Raw genomic sequence first — 15665 nt, forward strand, 5'->3', positions numbered from 1 at the left:
GAGCAACTCATGAAGATGATTGAGGAGTTCATTGATCTGGTCAAGCTCATGGTTCCCGCACCTCGGGTAGGCTCCGCACGACCGGCCCTCCTGCGGAAAGGAACCACGTGACGGGATCCGACGGCGAGCAGCTCCTGGAGGTCTTCGGCCAGGTGGCGGACATGAGCCTGGACCTGGCCATCGCCCTCGACCAGCACGACCACGACGCGCTGTGGACGTCCACTGAGGACAAACTGCTCCGCGCCTGGACCGGCGCCCTCCCCGAGACGCGGGCCGCGGTGCTGCTCACCACCGCCTGGGGCTCCCGCGACCACGACCTCGACACGGCCGACGACCAGTCGGACCTGGACGCGAACGACCTCCAGACCTGCGCCCGCGAGCACACCGGGGACCCGGACGGGTTCCGCCTCGCCTGGGGTCGGGACTTCCCCGGCATGACCGCGTTCCTGCGCGAGACCAAGGGCGAGCCCGCGCCGCCGACGCACGAACGCGCGGGCGCACTGGCCACCCGCCTCGCGGCCGACCCCGAGACCAGCCTCAGGACCGCACTGGTCCTGCTCGCCCCCGTGCGGCTCACCGCCCGCGACGAGGGCTGATCCGATCGCCATCCGGGACGGAGCCCGATCCGGCGCTTCCGGCGGTCCTCCCCGCCACGGGACGTCGCCGTGAGCGCACTGCTGCCCCCATGAGCACGGCCGCCGCGACGGACAACCCGTGGACCGGGGACGACGGACCCGGAGGTCGTGCCGCCGACACCCACGGGCACGTTCGAGCGGTTCGCACTGGTCGACACGTCCGCGGTGGAACCGGGGCTCGCGGCGCGGCACCCTGGGCAACGGCGGTGCGGATCACGTTTTCCACCGATGGCGGGCAGACGTTCCCGCACGTGCCGGCCGCCAGGACGCGCGACGACGGGACGGAGACCGTGACGCCGCGGAGGGTGTCGACGAGCAAGGGGCGGATCAGGATCGAGGCCGTCGGCAACGCGGAGGGGTGATCCACCGCTCCCGGCGCGTCCCAGGGCACGCGGGCCGTGGAACACCGCGGTCGACCGGGACCGGATTCCCGGCGCCACAACGGCCCGATATGCCCACAAGGCCCTGCGGTCAGGTCAAAGCCTGGTCAGGTAAGCGCCGATCCCGGTGGTCGACTCGTCGGCGATGAACGCCGAGCGGACGCTCACCATGACCTCCTCGATGTGGCGCACGCAGCCCCACGCGGAGTCGCCCCAGGTGTCCGCGACCTTCAGCTCGGCCGGTTCAGCGCAGCCCGGTGACCGGCCGAGCTGGCACGTCGCGCGGTGGCTGCGCGCCCGGCGGTGTTCGTGCGCGGCCGCCTGGAGCCGGGCGGCGAGGCGGGCCGAGGCGGTGGCGCGCTCCTCGGCGTCCAGGCGCAGTCGTTGTTCGGCTCGAACCGCGGCGAGGCCCGCCAGGCGGAGTTCGAGGTGGTCGGAGACGATGGCGGCGAGAGTGGCCAGGGTGCGCAGCCGCGCGTCGGTGGCCTGCCTGGCCTCGCGGTCGATGACGTTCACGGTGCCGAGCCGGTGGCCGCCCGCGGCGGTGATCGGCACGGCGGCGTAGAAGCGCAGCCCCAGTTCGCCGCGCACCAGCGGGTGGTCGAGGGTGCGCGGGTCGATCGCGGCGTCGTCGACGACGTACGGGCCGTCGCGCAGGACGGCCGAGGTGCACAGGCCGGGTTCCACGCCGACCTCGGTGACGCCCTCGATGCCGTGCGAGGCGGCGAACCAGACGCGGTCGGCGTCCACGATGGTCACCAGGGCGATGGGGGTGTCGAAGGTGGCCGCCGCGACCTCGGCGACGTGGTCGAACGTCCCGTCCACGGGTGCGTCGAGGATCTCGTACCGGCGGACGGCCGCGAGGCGGTCGGGCGCGGTGTGGTCGCCGGGCGTCATGGGGCGGAGAATACGACGTGGCAACGGGATCGCGGCGGTCGAGGTCGCTGCATTCGCGGGTGATGCGATAGTGGGAGCGCATACCCGCCGCTCCGGCGGGAGATCGGGCGAGTTCGCGCCAACCCCCTTGCCGCACAAGGACTACACGACCACGACCTCGACGCCCGCCGCGCGGAGCCGGTCCACGCCCTCCGGTGCCGCGCTGGAGTCGGTGATCACCACGTTGACCTCGCCGATGTCCGCGATCCGCGAGAACGCCCGCTTCCCGATCTTCGACCCGTCCGCGAGGACGATCACCTGGTCGGCGGTGCGCATCAGGCAGTGGTCGGTCTGCGCCTCGACCTCGTCGTGGGTGGTGATGCCGCCGCGGGCGTCGATGCCGTCGACACCGAGGAACACCACGTCGAGGCTGATGCCGGACAGGGCGCGGTCGGCGATGGGGCCGACGAGCTCGTAGGTCTCCTGGCGGACGCCGCCGCCGGTGACGACCAGGTCGATCATCGGGCGGACCGAGAGGTCGGCGGCGATGTTGAGCGCGTTCGTGACCACCTTCAGCGAACGCCCGGTGGCGAGCAGCCTGGCGAGTTCGGTGGTGGTCGTGCCGCCGTTGAGCCCCACCGAGTGCACGGACTCGTCCACGCGCAGCGCCGCCGCTTCCGCGATGCGCCGCTTCTCCTGCTCGCGGCGGCCGACCCGGTAGCGCATCGGCAGCTCGTAGATGACCTCCGCCGCGACCGCCCCGCCGTGCGTGCGCTTGAGCAGCTGCTGCTCCTCCAGCGACTGGAGGTCGCGCCGGATCGAGGCGACGGACGCGCCGAGCTCGGAGGCGAGGTCGACGACGCTCACCGAGCCGGTGTCGGCCAGCCGTTCGAGGATCGCGGCCAGGCGTTGTTGCTGAAGCATTCGCTCACCTTAGTGCATGGGTGATGCCCGTACGTTCAGATTTAAGCATCAAACAAGCACCACCCATGCGCGTTCAGGCCTGGCCCACCACCTCGGGCCTCACGTGCCCCGCAGGGCCGGGGGCAGCAGGTCGCCGTGGGCGGCGGTCATCGCCGCGCACAGGTCCCAGATCCGGTCGACGGTCAGCGCGGCGGCCGTCGCCGGATCGACCATCGCGGCGTGCCGGACGTGCGCGGGATCGCCTTCCACGGCCGCCGCCACGGTCAGCTCGACCACGTTGAGGAAGCCGCGGTTGAGCGCTGCCAACTGGGGCGGGAGCGCGCCGACGCGGTGCGGGTGCACGCCGAGGCGGTCCAGCGTCGCGGGCACCTCCACGGCCGCCCCCGCGGGCAGGTTGTCGATCAGGCCGTGGTTGACCGTGTTCACCTGGATCGTGCGGCGCGTACCCGTGACCAGGCTGTGCACGACCTGCGGGGCGTACTCGGTGGCGTCCTCGTCGAGGACCGGCGGCGGGGTTCCGCCCGCGCCGATCCGGTCGCGCAGCCCCTCGTACTCGGCGAGGTTCGCCGCGCTGATCCCCGCGTAGTCCCGGACGGGGATGCGCAGCCGCTCGATCTCGGAGTCGTGCCCCAGGTACCACGGCACGTACTCGGAGGAGTGCTCGCTGGTCTCCGTCGGGTAGTGGCCGAGCCTGCGGTACATGTCCACGCGCACCCGCCGGGCCAGCTCGGGGTCGGCGGCGATCGCCTCGTCGAGCGCCGGGTAGAGGTCGCGCCCCTCGTGCTGCCACCGCAGGATCCACGCCTGGTGGTTGACGCCCGCGGACAGGAAGTCGACCTCCTCGTAAGGCACGCCGACCAGCCCGCTGAGGTCGCGGATCGTCCAGTACACGGAGTGGCACAGCCCGACGGCCTTCACCTTCGGCGCGACCGCGGCGAGGTACTGGATGTTCATCGCCATCGGGTTGGTGTAGTTGAGCAGCCAGGCGTCCGGGCAGACCGCGAGGATGTCGGCGGCCAGCCCCTCCAGCAGCGGGAACGTCCGCAGGGCGCGGAAGATGCCGCCGATGCCGAGGGTGTCGCCGATCGTCTGCCGCACCCCGAACGACTCGGGGACGTCGAAGTCGGTCAGGGTGGCGGCGTGGCCGCCGACCGCGACCATGTTGATCACGACGTCCGCGCCCTCCAGCACCTTGCGGCGGGACAGCGAGGCGACGACGTGGGGCTTGGCCCCGCACGCCTCGGCGGTGTGCCGGGCCAGCGCCTCGGCGACCGCGAGCCGTTCGCCGTCGATGTCGTGCAGGCCGATGGTGACGTCCGCGAGTTCGGGGAACGACAGGAGGTCGCGGAGGAGTTGGCGCGTGAACTCGACGGAGCCCGCGCCGATGAACGCGATGGTGAGCATCTACCGACCTTCCAGTACGCGGATGAGGCGGGCCACCTCGACGGCCATGGCCTCGCGGCCCGCGCCGAGGTAGCGCCGGGGGTCGACGAGGACGGGATCGTCCCCGAGCCCGGCCCTGATCGCCGCGGTGAAGAACTTGTTGAGCTGGGTGGCGATGTTGATCTTCCGCATCCCCGCGCGGACCGCCGCCGCCAGGTGCTCGTCGGCCACGCCGGACGAGCCGTGCAGCACCAGCGGCACCGGCACGGCCTCCCGCAGCCGCGCGATGAGGTCGAAGTCCAGCGTGGCGGTGCGGGTGAGCATCGCGTGCGACGACCCGACGGCCACGGCGAGCGCGTCCACCCCGGTCGCCTCGACGTAGCGGGCGGCGTCGTCGGGGTCGGTGCGCGTGCCCGGCTCGTGCACGCCGTTCTTCCCGCCGATCTCGCCGAGTTCGGCCTCGACCGACACGCCGTACCCGTGGCAGCGCAGCACCACGGCGGCGGTGCGGGCCACGTTCTCGTCGTGGCCGAGCGCGGACCCGTCGAACATGACCGAGCCGAAGCCCAGGTCGACGGCCTCGCGGATCAGGTCCTCGGAGGTGGCGTGGTCGAGGTGCACGGCGACGGGCGAGGACGCCCCCGCGGCGATGGCGAGCGCGGCGCGGCTGATCGGCGCCAGCGAACCGTGGTAGCGGACGGCGTTCTCGCTGATCTGGAGCACCACGGGGGCGCCCGTCTCGTCGGCCGCGGCGGCGATGGCCTCCGCGTGCTCGATCTGGATCACGTTGAACGCCGCGGTGGGCGCGGCCCGGTCGAGCAAGTCCCGGAGCGGAACCAGCGGCATCTGCTACTCCTCGATCACTCGGCGCGGTCGAACACGGGTCTTGCGGTCCTCGTAGAAGTCGCGGTCGAAGTCCCCGGCCAGCGGGGACCGGACGGCGGCGGCCGACAGGGCGACGGCGTTGGCCAGGCGTTCCGGCCAGGGCAGGTGCCAGCAGGCGACCAGCGCGGCGACGGCCGCGTCCCCGGCTCCGGTCGGGTTGCCGACCACGGACTCGACCGGCGTCGCGGTCCACACGCCGTCGGCGGTGTAGGCGGTCATCCCGGCCGGGCCGTCCGACACCACCGCGGCGGCGGCACCGAGCGCCAGCGGATCCCCGTCGCCGCCCGCGGCGAGCAGTTCCAGCCTGTTGGGCGTGATCACCGCGGGTCCGGCCGCGGCGCCCGCCGCCAGCGCGGGCCCGTCCGCGTCGAGCAGCACGGGGACGTCGGCGGCGCGGACGAGCGTGGCGTAGGCGTCGGCGGGTACGCCCTTCGGCAGGGACCCGGACAGCACGACCAGGTCGGACTCGGCGGCCAGCCGCCGGTAGAGCCGGAGGAACCCGGCCCACTCGACCGCGGTGACGCCCGGTCCCGGCTCGGCGAACATCGTCGCCTCGCCGGACTCCTCGACGACGGCCACCGTCCGGCGGGTCTCCCCCTCGATCGGGAACATCGCCTCGGGCACGCCCGCCGCGACGAGGTCGGCGCCGAGCAGCATCCCGGCGCAGCCCCCGGCCAGGCCGGTCGCGACGACGGCCACGTCGAGCGCCCGCAGGACCCTGGCGACGTTGACGCCCTTGCCGCCCGCCCGGATGGCGGGTTCGCCGACCCGGTGGGTGGCGCCCGCGGTGAGCCGGTCGACCGGGTAGGTCACGTCGAGGGCCGCGTTGAGCGTGACGGTGAGTGCCCGCACGGCGATCAGGCGGTGCTGCGCAGGATGACCGACCGGGTCAGGTGGCGCGGGGTGTCGGGGTTGAGCCCACGCCCGAGCGCGACCTCCACCGCCAGCCGGTGGATGGCCACCAGCTCGGCCAGCGGGTCCCGGTCGCGGGCGATCCACAGGCCGCCGGTGGCGCCGACCTGCCGGTCGAGGCCGGTGGGCGGTGTGCCGAGCACCCACACCGCCGAGCGCGCGTCGGTGATCGCGATGGGACCGTGCCGGTACTCCGCGGCCGGGTAGGACTCGGCCCAGCTCAGGGACGCCTCCCTCATCTTGAGCGCCGCCTCCGCCGCCAGACCGGTGGTCCACGCGGCGCCCAGGAACGTGAACTGCTCGCGCTGGGCGACCCCGGCGGGCAGCGGTTCGGCCAGCGCGCGCTCGGCGTCGGCGACGGCGCGGTCGAGGCTCTCGCCGAGGTGGGCCCGCAGCAGTGCGACCGCCGTCGTGGCGAACCGGGTCTGCACGACGGACCGCTCGTCGGCGAAGTCGAGCACGACGACGTCGCCCGCCAGCGCCATGACCGGGGTCTCCGGATCGGCGATGATCGCCGTCGTGGGCGTCGAGGGCGAGTCCGTCCGCAGCCTCGCGAGGATCTCCAGGATCTCGGTGGTCGTTCCCGACCTGGTCAGCGCCACGACGCGGTCGTAGACGCGGCCCGCGGGCATCTCCGAGGCCGCGAAGGCGTCGGTCTCGCCGTGCCCGGCGTCCTCGCGCAGCCGGGCGTAGGCCTGCGCCATGAACAGCGACGTGCCGCAGCCGACCACGGCGACGCGCTCGCCCCGCCGCGGCAGCGCCCGCACGGTCGCGGGGTCGGCGGCGACCTCGGCGGCCCGTCGCCAGCAGGCGGGCTGCGAGGCGATCTCGCCGGTGGTGTGGAGGCGGCCGGACACCTCGTCGGACTGATCACCGGACGGCTGAGGCTGTACGCGCATGAGAGTTTTCTAGCACAACCGCTCATAATCAAGCAACAAATTTGAGCGTTTGACGACTGTGTGCGTCAAAGGGTCGACCAGGGCAGGACGGAGGTCGGAACGGGGCCCGCTGTCCCGTCCCGACCTCCTCCCCTCCCCCGGCCCGGTGGCTACTTGATCCCGACGGACGCGATGGACCGCACGAAGAAGCGCTGCGCCACGAAGAAGACGAGCAGCACGGGCAACTGGCTCAGCACCGTTCCCGCCATGAGCTTGGGCCAGTTCGTCGTGTGGGAGCCCTGGAAGCTCTGCAACCCGATCTGCACCGTCATGTTGCCGGGGCTGTGGATCGCGATCAGCGGCCAGAGGAAGTCGTTCCACGTCTGCAGGAACGTGAGCACCGCGAGCGTGGCCAGGGTCGGGCGCATCAGCGGGAGCAGGACCTGCGCCAGGATCCGCAGCCTGCCCGCACCGTCGATCCGGGCCGCCTCCTCCAGCTCCCTCGGCACGGTCATGAAGAACTGCCGCATGAGGAACACGCCGAACGCGGTGGCCAGGTTGGGCGCGATCAGCGCGCCGAGCGTGTCGCTCAGGCCCACCTCGCGGACCATGATCAGCAGCGGCAGCATGACGATCTGGAACGGCACCATGAGCGTCGCCAGGATCGCCAGGAACGCCACCCGGCCGCCGAGGAACCGGATGCGCGCGAACGCGTAGCCCGCCAGCGAGCAGAGCACGATGTTGCCGACCACGCAGACGACGGACACCACCGTGCTGTTGTAGAGCCACGAGCCCAGCGGGACGTCGTTCCACGCGTCGGCGTAGTTGTGCCACTCCAGCCCGCTCGGCAGGCCGGGCGGGAAGCGCCGCGACTCCGCGGGCGTGGAGAAGGAGACCATCACCATCCACACCAGCGGCGCGATCATGATCAGCGACAGCGGCAGCAGGATCAGGTGCAGCGCGCTGGGGCGGCGTCGGCGTCGGTGGAGCCGGAGCGTGGTCATCGGGCCTCGAATTGGGAGGTGCGGCGGTTGAACGCGAGCTGGACGACGGTGAACACCAGGATCACCAGGAACACCACGCAGCCGATGGCCGCGGCGTAGCCGCCGTCGAAGCTGACGAAGGCCTCGTTGTAGAGGTGGTAGACGAGCACGGTGGTCGCCCGCAGCGGACCGCCCTTGGTGGTCACGTAGACCTCGTCGAACAGCTGCAACCCGTTGATCGAGAGCCACACCAGCAGGAACCCGGACGCTGGCGCCGCCTGCGGCAGCTCCACGTGCCAGAAGGACTGGAAGCGGCTGCACCCGTCGAGCGCGGAGGCCTCCATCAGGTCCTGGGGGACGTTCTGCAGGGCGGCCAGGAAGATGATCACCGCGAAGCCCAGCCAACCCCAGATCGTCATGCCCACCAGGACGTACAGCGCCTGGCCGGGGTCCTGGAAGAAGCCCTGCTTGGGCAGGCCGACCCCCTGGAGCAGGGCGTTCACCAACCCGAACTGGGGGTTGGTCAGCCAGCTGAACACGATGCCGGTGGCGACCGTGGAGGTCACCAGCGGGACGAACACCGCCATCCGGTACAGGGTGATGCCGCGGATCTTCTGGTTGAGCAGCACCGCTATGGGCAGGGCGAGCACCATCGTGATCGGCACGAAAAGGGCCGTGTAGATCAGCGTCCTGCGCCCGGCGTCCCAGAACAGCGGGTCCTGGGCGAGCTTGGCGTAGTTCGCGCCGCCCGCGAACGTGCCGGGCGAGGTGAGGTCGGTCGTCTGGAAGGACAGCACGAACGACCAGACGACGGGCACCAGCCCGAACAGGCCGATCACCACCATCGCGGGAGCCGCGAACCCCCACCCGGCCAGGTGGTCGGCCGTGCGGACCCGCCGGGGGCGGGGCCCGCGCCTGTCGCGCACCGGTCCCCGCGGCGGCGGTGCGAGGACAGCGGTCACGAGCCGGCCAGGATCTCGTCGACCTTGGTGCGGGCGGCGGCCAGCGCGTCGGCGGGCTGCGCCTCGCCCAGCAGGACCGACTGCACCGCGGTGCCGAGCGCCTGCGAGATCTCCGGGTACTGCGGGATGTTGGGCCGCGCCTTCGACACGTTCTTCGCGAGGTTGTCGACGAACACCTTGTTGCCGGGGTACTTCTCCTCGAACTTCGCGTAGTCGGGCAGCTCCAGCTCGGACTGGCGGATCGGCAGGTGGCCGGTCTCCATCGCGAACTCGAGGTGGATCTGCGGCGACAGCAGCCACTTCAGGAACGGCCACGACTCGGCCTTCCCGTTGTCGCCGAACACCACGTACGTGTCGGGGCCCGCGATCGTGGCGTGGGTGACCTTGCCGGGCAGGAACTGCACGCCGTAGGACACGTCCTCGTTGATGCCGCTCAGGTCCCACGGGCCGGTCCAGAGCATGCCGATCCGGCCGGAGTTGAAGAGGTTGACGTACTGCTGGTCGCCGGTGTCGAGGTAGACGGACTTGTCCTCGACCGCCATGTCGCGCAGCAGCTGCATGGCCTGCTTGCCCGCGTCCGAGTCGAACGCGGACTTCTTCCCGTCCGCCGAGAGCAGGTCGCCGCCCGCCTGCCAGAGCAGGGCGAGGAAGCGCCAGACCGTGTCCTCGGAGCCGTCGTTGGAGTAGGACCAGCCGAACCGGTCGCCGGAGACCGTCAGCTTCGCCGCCGCCGAGCGGAAGTCCTCCCAGGTCCACGTCTCCGTCGGGTAGGCGATGCCCGCCTCGTCGAAGAGCTTCTTGTTGTAGACCAGGGAGAGGTTGTCGACGAGCGCGGGGACGCCGTAGATCTTGCCGTTCACGGTCGAGGCCTCGCGGCCCGCCGCGAACAGGTCGTCCCAGTCGAAGTCCTTGTCGTCGCGGATCAGCGACGTCAGGTCCTGGGTCTGCGGGCGCTCGGCGAGGCCGGAGAGCGAGGAGCCGAACTGGTAGGCCACGGTCGGCGGGTTGCCCGCCACGAACGCGGCCAGCGTCTTCTGCAGGACGTTGTCGTTGCCGCCGTTGAACACCATCTCGACCTGGTTGTCGGGGTGCTCGGAGTTCCAGCGGTCGGCCAGCTTGGTGAGCGCCTCGCCCTCCTGGTCGGTGTAGCCGTGCCACACCGTCACCTTGTCGCCACCACCGGAACCGCTCTTGCCGCCTCCACAGGCCGCGGTCAGCGCGAGCGTGGCCGCCAAGGTCAGGGCCGCCCGCCGACTCAGTCCGCGTCCCTGTGTCATCCGGGCCTCCTGGTGGTGCTTGGTTTTGGTTGAGGCCGGTCACGCTAGAACAGAACCGCTCACATCAGCAAGGGAACGCAGGTAAAAGCTCAGAATCGTTCACTTTTCGTGCCCGAACGATCAAAGTGTCTCTTCTGGATCTGAACCACTGGCCGCAGCAAGGGCTCCACCTTTCATACCCTTTTCGTAGTCCCACGAACGAGACCCACCTCGGATGGTCCCCCACTACTAGGGGTACCCAAATGTGACGGCGTTGTAGTTTAATCGATCAGAAGCAATCAAACTTGATGAGCGATTAAGGAGCTTCGTACGTCTATGGCACCCCTCACCTCAGTACTCGGAAAAGCAGCGGTGACCAGCCTCGTCGTGGTGCTCTGCGCCACCGGGGCGACGGCGCAGGCAGCGCCCCAGCCGTTGGCCGACGACCCCGGAGCGACGGCGATCCAGCTGCCCCCTCTGCCGGGGATCCTGGACTACCAGCTCGGCGCCGCCTACACGCCTCCGGCGGGCGTCACCATCGTGACGCGCGACAGCACCGCCTCACCGGCAGCCGGCATCTACAACATCTGCTACGTGAACGGGTTCCAGACGCAGCCCGAAGAACACGACCTCTGGCTGAACCAGCGCAAGGACCTGCTGGTCACCGGTTCCAACGGCAAGCCGATCGTCGACCCGGAATGGCCGGACGAGTTCATCCTGGACACCTCGACCGCCACCAAGCGCACCAGGCTCGCCGCGATCGCGGACGAGGCCATCACGCGGTGCTCGCAGCGCGGGTTCAAGGGGCTGGAGATCGACAACCTGGATTCCTACGGGCGGTCGAAGGGCAAGCTGACGGTCGACCACAACCTGGCGTACGCGAAGCTGCTCCAGCAGCGGGCGCACGCGCTCGGGCTCGCGATCGGGCAGAAGAACTCGGCCGAGGTGAGCGAGCGGGCGCACAACGAGGTCGGCTTCGACTTCGCGTTCGCCGAGGAGTGCTTCGCCTACGAGGAGTGCGCCGACTACAGCGACGAGTACGGGTCGCTGGTGATGGACGTCGAGTACACGGACAACCTGCCGAACGGGCCGTTCTCGACGGTGTGCCGCAGTGGTGACCGTCCTGCGACTACGACTTTGAGGGACCGGGAGCTTGTCGGGCCCGGGAATCGGGATTACATCTACCAGCACTGCTGATCGGGTGGGGCTGCGACGCTCGTCGGTGTGTTGGCCGGCGGGCGTTGTGGTTTTTTGGGGTGGAGTGGGGTGGGTTTGGGCGGTTCGGTGCCGGGTGGGGGCCGTGGGTTGTCGCCGGTTTGGTTCGCGGCAGCTCGACACCGGGTATCAGTGGCCGCCGTTCTCCGGGTTCGGCCGACTTGACTTGGGGCCCCTCTTTTCGGCCCTCGGCGGTCTTGAAGGGCAGGTGGTGGTGACCTGCCCGCCACCGCGAGGGTAGGGCCGAAAACCCCAAGTCAAGTCGGCCGAACGGATGCGGGCGCGCTCGGTTTGTCGGTGCTCGGTGCCTGGTGTTGGTGCTCGGTGCTCCTGGTCGGGTGGTTTGCTCGGTTCTGTGGTGCTGCGGCTGGACCTGCTCGGTTGTGTGGTGCTTGTGGGTTGGCCTTGTCCGGCTTCAGGCGTGTGACAGGCAGTGTTCGAGGCGGGTGCGGGTGTCTTCGTCGTCGGAGTTGTCGAGGACGTGGCGGTAGTCGGTGGCGGCGTCGGTGTAGCGGCCTGACTGTTCGAAGACGATCGCGCGGTTGTAGCGGGTCTCGGGGGTGTCGGCGAGGCTGACGGCTTGGGTGAGGTCGGACAGGGCGCCGGGGAGGTCGGCGGTTTCGTAGCGGAGTTGGCCGAGGATGGCCCAGGCCGGGGCGAAGGTGGGGTTCGTGCGGGTGACCTCCTCGAGCAGTGCGCGGGCGGTGGTGGGGTCGCCTTGTTCTGCCAGGAGTCTGGCTTTGAGCGAGAGCAGGTGCGGGTTGGCGGGGGCCAGGAGGAGGCCGGTTTCGGTGTTCTGCCAGGCGTGGGGGGAGCCGAGGTCGCAGCGGAGGCTGGAGCGGTTGACGTGGGCTTCGACGTGGCGGGGGTCCAGTTGGACCACGTAGTCGAATTCCGCGAGCGCGCCTTCGAGGTCGCCCAGTTCCAGTAGGCAGTCGGCGAGGTTGTAGTGCACTTCCGGGAACGGTGGCGACAGCGGCAGGACGCGGCGGAACGCTTCCAGGGCTTCGGTGTTGCGGTCCAGTTTGCGGAGCACGGTGCCGACGTGGAAGTGGTGCTCGGGGAAACCGGGGTCCAGGTCGGCGACGGCCTGGTAGTCGACGAGTGCTTCCTCCAGCCTGCCGGTCATGGCGAAGACCTGGGCGCGGTTGTAGCGCAGGACGGAGCGGTGCAGGGCGTGTTCGCCCTCGGCCAGTTCGTCGTCGAGCTTGGCCATGCCGTCCTCCAGCAGGCGCAGCGCCTGGCCGACCTTGCCCTGCCGCACCTCCACGAGCGCGAGGCCGTTGCGGCTGAAGACGGTGTGGAACGCGCGTTCCTTGGGGTCGGGGAGTTGGCTCGCCAGCGCGATGGCGAGGTTCATCCAGCCGCGGGCCCGGTGGAAGTCGCGGCGGTCCTCGGTGAAGTGCCGGGCGTAGAGCATGGCGCTGCCGTAGGCGAGGTTCATGTGCAGCTTGGGGTCGTCGGACACGGCGCGGGCGTCGTCGTAGATCGCCTCGGCCTCGTCGGCGCGGCTCACCGACGCCAGTGAGGTGCTGGCGCCCTCGGTGAAGTGCCACCACAGCTCGGGGTGCGTGGTGTGGTCGACGAGCGCGCGGCCGCGCATGCCGATCTCGGCGGACGCGTGGTAGAGGCCCACTTTGCGGCAGTGGCCCATCGCGCGCTTGAGCGAGTCGGCGCCCGCGCCCATCGGATCGCCGCCGAGGGCGGCGTGGTGGGTGATCGCGCCCAACGCCCACGACGGTTCGCCGGTGGCGACCAGGTCGACCCGACGAGCGTCGTGCAGCGCGGCCCGGAACTGCGGCTCCACCTGGTCGTAGGCCGCGCGCAGCGCCGGGTCGTCGCTGGTGCAGTCGCTGTCCACGTAGGCCTTGGCCAGTGCGGGCACGTCCGCGGGCTCGGCCGCGGGTGGGCGGACCGCGGTGGCCTGGGTGGCGCGGGCGTGTTCGGCGAGCACCTCGCTCAACGAGATCGCGAGCTCGCCGCGGGGATCGACGACCGGGTCGGTGCCGGTGCCGACGACGACCACGAGGTTCGGCAGGTCGGTGCGGCGCAGCAGGACCGCGACGAACTCGTGGTCGGTCGGGTCGGCCTCGTGGACGTTCTCCACGACCAGCGTCCGCGGCCCGCCCAGTTCGTCGAGGTAGACCTTGAGGAACTCCGCGAGCCCGTTGGCGATGTTGAGCGTGTGCAGGCGCGAGTAGAACCGGGTGCGCTCCTCGTCGGCGACCGTCCACTCCAGCGTCGCCCACGCGGGCGGCACCGCACCGGCCAGTTCGGGGGCCACCGTGGCGACCTCGATGTTGTGCCGCGCGGCCAGTTCGGGGCGGCGGATGAACGCGTCCACGGCGATCGCCCGCATCAGCGCGCCCGCCGCGGAGTACGGGCCGCGCAACCCGCGGTGCGCGTCCACGACCGCGAGGACCGGCGGCAGGTCGAGGCCGTCGCGCAGCCTGGCGCGGTCGGCGAGGTGGCGGGACCGGAGCCAGTGGTGGCGGGTCATGGCGTTGTCCTTTCAGACGCGCTTGCGACGCCGGTCGCGCAGGGCGAGCAGCCCGTAGACGACGATCGGGACGAGCGAGAAGGTGAGGAAGACCGTCGAGTCCAGCAGTTGGAGGGCCGTCGCCCCGCTGCCGTCGGCCAGGCGGGTGAACACGCCGCGGAACATGAAGTACGTGACCGGGGCCAGTGCCAGCGCGAACGTGGTGAGGCTGACGGCGTAGCCGACCAGCACGAACCACGAGTACCAGCGGACGACCCGGCGGTCCACGGGGTGCCAGGCGGACTCGTCGTGCAGCCGGTCGCGGCGGCCGAGGAGCCGGTGGACCTTGTTGGCGACCGCCTGCTTGGCGGCGGTGTGCAGGTCCACGCAGCCCAGCGCGGTGCTGACCAGCACGTACAGGTCCGTGCGCAGGAAGAACGAGAACTGCCACGCCACCCGCAGGAGCGTCGCGAACGCGACCGCCAGGCAGAACCGGCCGCCGAGGGAGAGCGCGCCGCCGGGCTGCCGGGTGAGGTCGGCGGCCACGGTCAGACCCGCCACGACCACGAGGTCGACCATGATCCCGGCGACGATCGGCAGGTAGCGCTGCCTGCGCGGCACGGACACCAGGCCGTCCATGGAGGTCTCCAGGACGATGAAGTACAGCCGCCTGCCGACGTGCAGCGACGACGGCAGGCCGAGGCGGCGGCCCGCCAGCGCGTGGAACGACTCGTGCAGCAGCAACAGCGGCAGCGCGGCGACGAACAGGGTCGCCTGGATGACCGAGTAGTACTCGACGTAGAAGATGTTGCGGTAGGTCGGCCGGAGGTCGGCGTGCACGACCATCGCCACCAGCGCCCAGACCGCCAGGGCGCCGTAGAGGAACCAGGCGGGCGGGGAGAACAGCGCGCGTCCGGTCCGCTGCCATCGGACGGCGGGCGCCTCCGGTGCCATTCCGTCCGCCGATCGCACGAATTCGAATTCGTGCAGCGCGCCGACCACGTCCGCGATGTCGACCGGTTCACCGTATTCGGCTTCGTACCAGAGGGCCGCGGCGGCCGGTGGAAGTCCTTCCTCCATTTTTCGGACCAGCGCGGCGCCGTCCGGCGGGAGGACCGCGTAGGAATCGATGTCCCGACGGCCGACGGTGACGTCGTCCCCGTCCGGCAGGTAGACCAGCGGGTGCAGCCGGAGCGGGCGCCCGAGGTCGGCGACGCCGCCGGGCTCCGCGCTCAGCACCTCCGAGTCGCTCATCCACGATCCCTTCGCGTGCGGGTGGAACAAGGCCGTGCCGGGCGTGACCACGCAGGTCACGCCCGGTCCGGGATCAGCTCGCGGGGAGCGTGGGGACCTTGTACTGCGAGCACGCGGCGGCGATCAGGCGGACCGGACCGGCCTTGCGGATCGTGATCTTCTTCATCTTCGGGTTCACAACGCCTCCTGGGGAGTGGACGCTCCGGAAGACACGTGCGGCCGCCCCGCGCTTTGTGGGGCGCGCACGGCGGAAATCCGCGAAGGCGTCGCGATAAAAGATGCTGATGCACCCATTACCCTGTCTCCGGTGCGCATTTCGGTGCGCTCGACGCCGGCTGAGGTTAAGTCGCCGAAAGGATTCGCAACCATAGACCGTAAGAGTGGTCACCGCGGGCTACTCCCGATTTGTCGCGCACCACTTCTTGCGCTTGCCCGGACAAAACCCGCCAAGTCCTGCTCGGAGCCCGTCGGATGAACGGATCCGCAACGGGGGATGAACCCGCGCGCTGCGCCGAAGGGCGGCCCACGGTGAGTGACATCCTGCAAACTTTCGACCGCGCTCCCGGCGCCACGCCACGGTGCGCGACGCCACCGGCCGCGACTGCGTCCTGTCGAGTCCGCCGCGGCCACCCGGACGGCCGAG

The 15665-nt window shown here is 70.8% G+C and carries 14 protein-coding genes; 3 read left to right on the forward strand and 11 right to left on the reverse strand.

Annotation, left to right across the window (positions count from 1 at the left end; genetic code table 11):
- Nucleotides 1–107: 107 nt before the first annotated feature.
- Together RM788_RS08335 and RM788_RS08340 are read left to right on the forward strand one after the other, a co-directional pair.
- On the forward strand, nucleotides 108–596 hold the full coding sequence (locus RM788_RS08335) for a hypothetical protein (protein WP_315930976.1): 489 nt from the start codon (nucleotides 108–110) through the stop codon (nucleotides 594–596).
- Nucleotides 597–841: 245 nt separating this feature from the next.
- Entirely contained in the window at nucleotides 842–997 is a 156-nt protein-coding gene (locus RM788_RS08340) for a hypothetical protein (RefSeq protein ID WP_315930978.1), read from the forward strand.
- 114 nt (nucleotides 998–1111) lie between these two features.
- On the opposite strand, the gene RM788_RS08345 is transcribed toward RM788_RS08340, so the two are convergent.
- The 9 genes from RM788_RS08345 to RM788_RS08385 all read right to left on the reverse strand — a co-directional run bounded on the left by RM788_RS08345 (nucleotide 1112) and on the right by RM788_RS08385 (nucleotide 10095).
- On the reverse strand, nucleotides 1112–1912 hold the full coding sequence (locus RM788_RS08345; RefSeq protein ID WP_315930979.1) for a GAF domain-containing protein: 801 nt from the start codon (nucleotides 1910–1912) through the stop codon (nucleotides 1112–1114).
- A 141-nt stretch (nucleotides 1913–2053) separates the two neighbouring features.
- Nucleotides 2054–2815 carry a DeoR/GlpR family DNA-binding transcription regulator gene (locus tag RM788_RS08350; RefSeq protein ID WP_315930981.1) on the reverse strand — a complete coding sequence of 254 codons (762 nt, stop codon included), beginning with the start codon at nucleotides 2813–2815 and terminating at the stop codon, nucleotides 2054–2056.
- A gap of 99 nt (nucleotides 2816–2914) precedes the next feature.
- On the reverse strand, nucleotides 2915–4219 hold the full coding sequence (locus tag RM788_RS08355) for an alpha-glucosidase/alpha-galactosidase (RefSeq protein ID WP_315930983.1): 1305 nt from the start codon (nucleotides 4217–4219) through the stop codon (nucleotides 2915–2917).
- Nucleotides 4220–5044, reverse strand: a complete 825-nt coding sequence (locus tag RM788_RS08360) for a class II fructose-bisphosphate aldolase (protein ID WP_315930984.1) — start codon at nucleotides 5042–5044, stop codon at nucleotides 4220–4222.
- 3 nt (nucleotides 5045–5047) lie between these two features.
- Nucleotides 5048–5935, reverse strand: a complete 888-nt coding sequence (locus RM788_RS08365; protein WP_315930986.1) for a 1-phosphofructokinase family hexose kinase — start codon at nucleotides 5933–5935, stop codon at nucleotides 5048–5050.
- A 5-nt stretch (nucleotides 5936–5940) separates the two neighbouring features.
- A complete protein-coding gene (locus RM788_RS08370; RefSeq protein ID WP_315930987.1) occupies nucleotides 5941–6894 on the reverse strand; it encodes an SIS domain-containing protein in 954 nt (317 codons plus the stop codon).
- A gap of 149 nt (nucleotides 6895–7043) precedes the next feature.
- The gene (locus RM788_RS08375; protein ID WP_315930988.1) at nucleotides 7044–7877 is read right to left on the reverse strand and encodes a carbohydrate ABC transporter permease; all 834 of its coding nucleotides are present in this window, start codon (nucleotides 7875–7877) and stop codon (nucleotides 7044–7046) included.
- On the reverse strand, nucleotides 7874–8818 hold the full coding sequence (locus RM788_RS08380) for a carbohydrate ABC transporter permease (protein WP_315930990.1): 945 nt from the start codon (nucleotides 8816–8818) through the stop codon (nucleotides 7874–7876). Before RM788_RS08380 ends, RM788_RS08375 begins: the two co-directional genes overlap by 4 nt.
- Entirely contained in the window at nucleotides 8815–10095 is a 1281-nt protein-coding gene (locus tag RM788_RS08385; RefSeq protein ID WP_315930991.1) for an ABC transporter substrate-binding protein, read from the reverse strand. Before RM788_RS08385 ends, RM788_RS08380 begins: the two co-directional genes overlap by 4 nt.
- Before the next feature lie 351 nt (nucleotides 10096–10446).
- Between RM788_RS08385 and RM788_RS08390 the strand changes: the two genes are divergently transcribed.
- Nucleotides 10447–11271: an endo alpha-1,4 polygalactosaminidase gene (locus RM788_RS08390; RefSeq protein ID WP_315930992.1), complete on the forward strand. Its 825-nt coding sequence runs from the start codon at nucleotides 10447–10449 to the stop codon at nucleotides 11269–11271.
- 433 nt (nucleotides 11272–11704) lie between these two features.
- On the opposite strand, the gene RM788_RS08395 is transcribed toward RM788_RS08390, so the two are convergent.
- Together RM788_RS08395 and RM788_RS08400 are read right to left on the reverse strand one after the other, a co-directional pair.
- Entirely contained in the window at nucleotides 11705–13789 is a 2085-nt protein-coding gene (locus RM788_RS08395; RefSeq protein WP_315930993.1) for a tetratricopeptide repeat protein, read from the reverse strand.
- 12 nt (nucleotides 13790–13801) lie between these two features.
- Entirely contained in the window at nucleotides 13802–15022 is a 1221-nt protein-coding gene (locus RM788_RS08400; RefSeq protein ID WP_315930994.1) for a hypothetical protein, read from the reverse strand.
- Between the last annotated feature and the right edge of the window lie 643 nt (nucleotides 15023–15665).

Source organism: Umezawaea sp. Da 62-37, assembly GCF_032460545.1.
In the GTDB taxonomy this organism is placed as follows: Bacteria; Actinomycetota; Actinomycetes; order Mycobacteriales; family Pseudonocardiaceae; genus Umezawaea.

Bases quoted from the DNA above. Each gene is read 5' to 3' on its own strand.
- RM788_RS08400 (WP_315930994.1), bottom strand. From the start codon at position 15,022: ATGAGCGACTCGGAGGTGCTGAGCGCGGAGCCCGGCGGCGTCGCCGAC.
- RM788_RS08375 (WP_315930988.1), bottom strand. From the start codon at position 7,877: ATGACCACGCTCCGGCTCCACCGACGCCGACGCCGCCCCAGCGCGCTG.
- RM788_RS08385 (WP_315930991.1), bottom strand. From the start codon at position 10,095: ATGACACAGGGACGCGGACTGAGTCGGCGGGCGGCCCTGACCTTGGCG.
- RM788_RS08355 (WP_315930983.1), bottom strand. From the start codon at position 4,219: ATGCTCACCATCGCGTTCATCGGCGCGGGCTCCGTCGAGTTCACGCGC.
- RM788_RS08350 (WP_315930981.1), bottom strand. From the start codon at position 2,815: ATGCTTCAGCAACAACGCCTGGCCGCGATCCTCGAACGGCTGGCCGAC.
- RM788_RS08395 (WP_315930993.1), bottom strand. From the start codon at position 13,789: ATGACCCGCCACCACTGGCTCCGGTCCCGCCACCTCGCCGACCGCGCC.
- RM788_RS08370 (WP_315930987.1), bottom strand. From the start codon at position 6,894: ATGCGCGTACAGCCTCAGCCGTCCGGTGATCAGTCCGACGAGGTGTCC.
- RM788_RS08360 (WP_315930984.1), bottom strand. From the start codon at position 5,044: ATGCCGCTGGTTCCGCTCCGGGACTTGCTCGACCGGGCCGCGCCCACC.
- RM788_RS08345 (WP_315930979.1), bottom strand. From the start codon at position 1,912: ATGACGCCCGGCGACCACACCGCGCCCGACCGCCTCGCGGCCGTCCGC.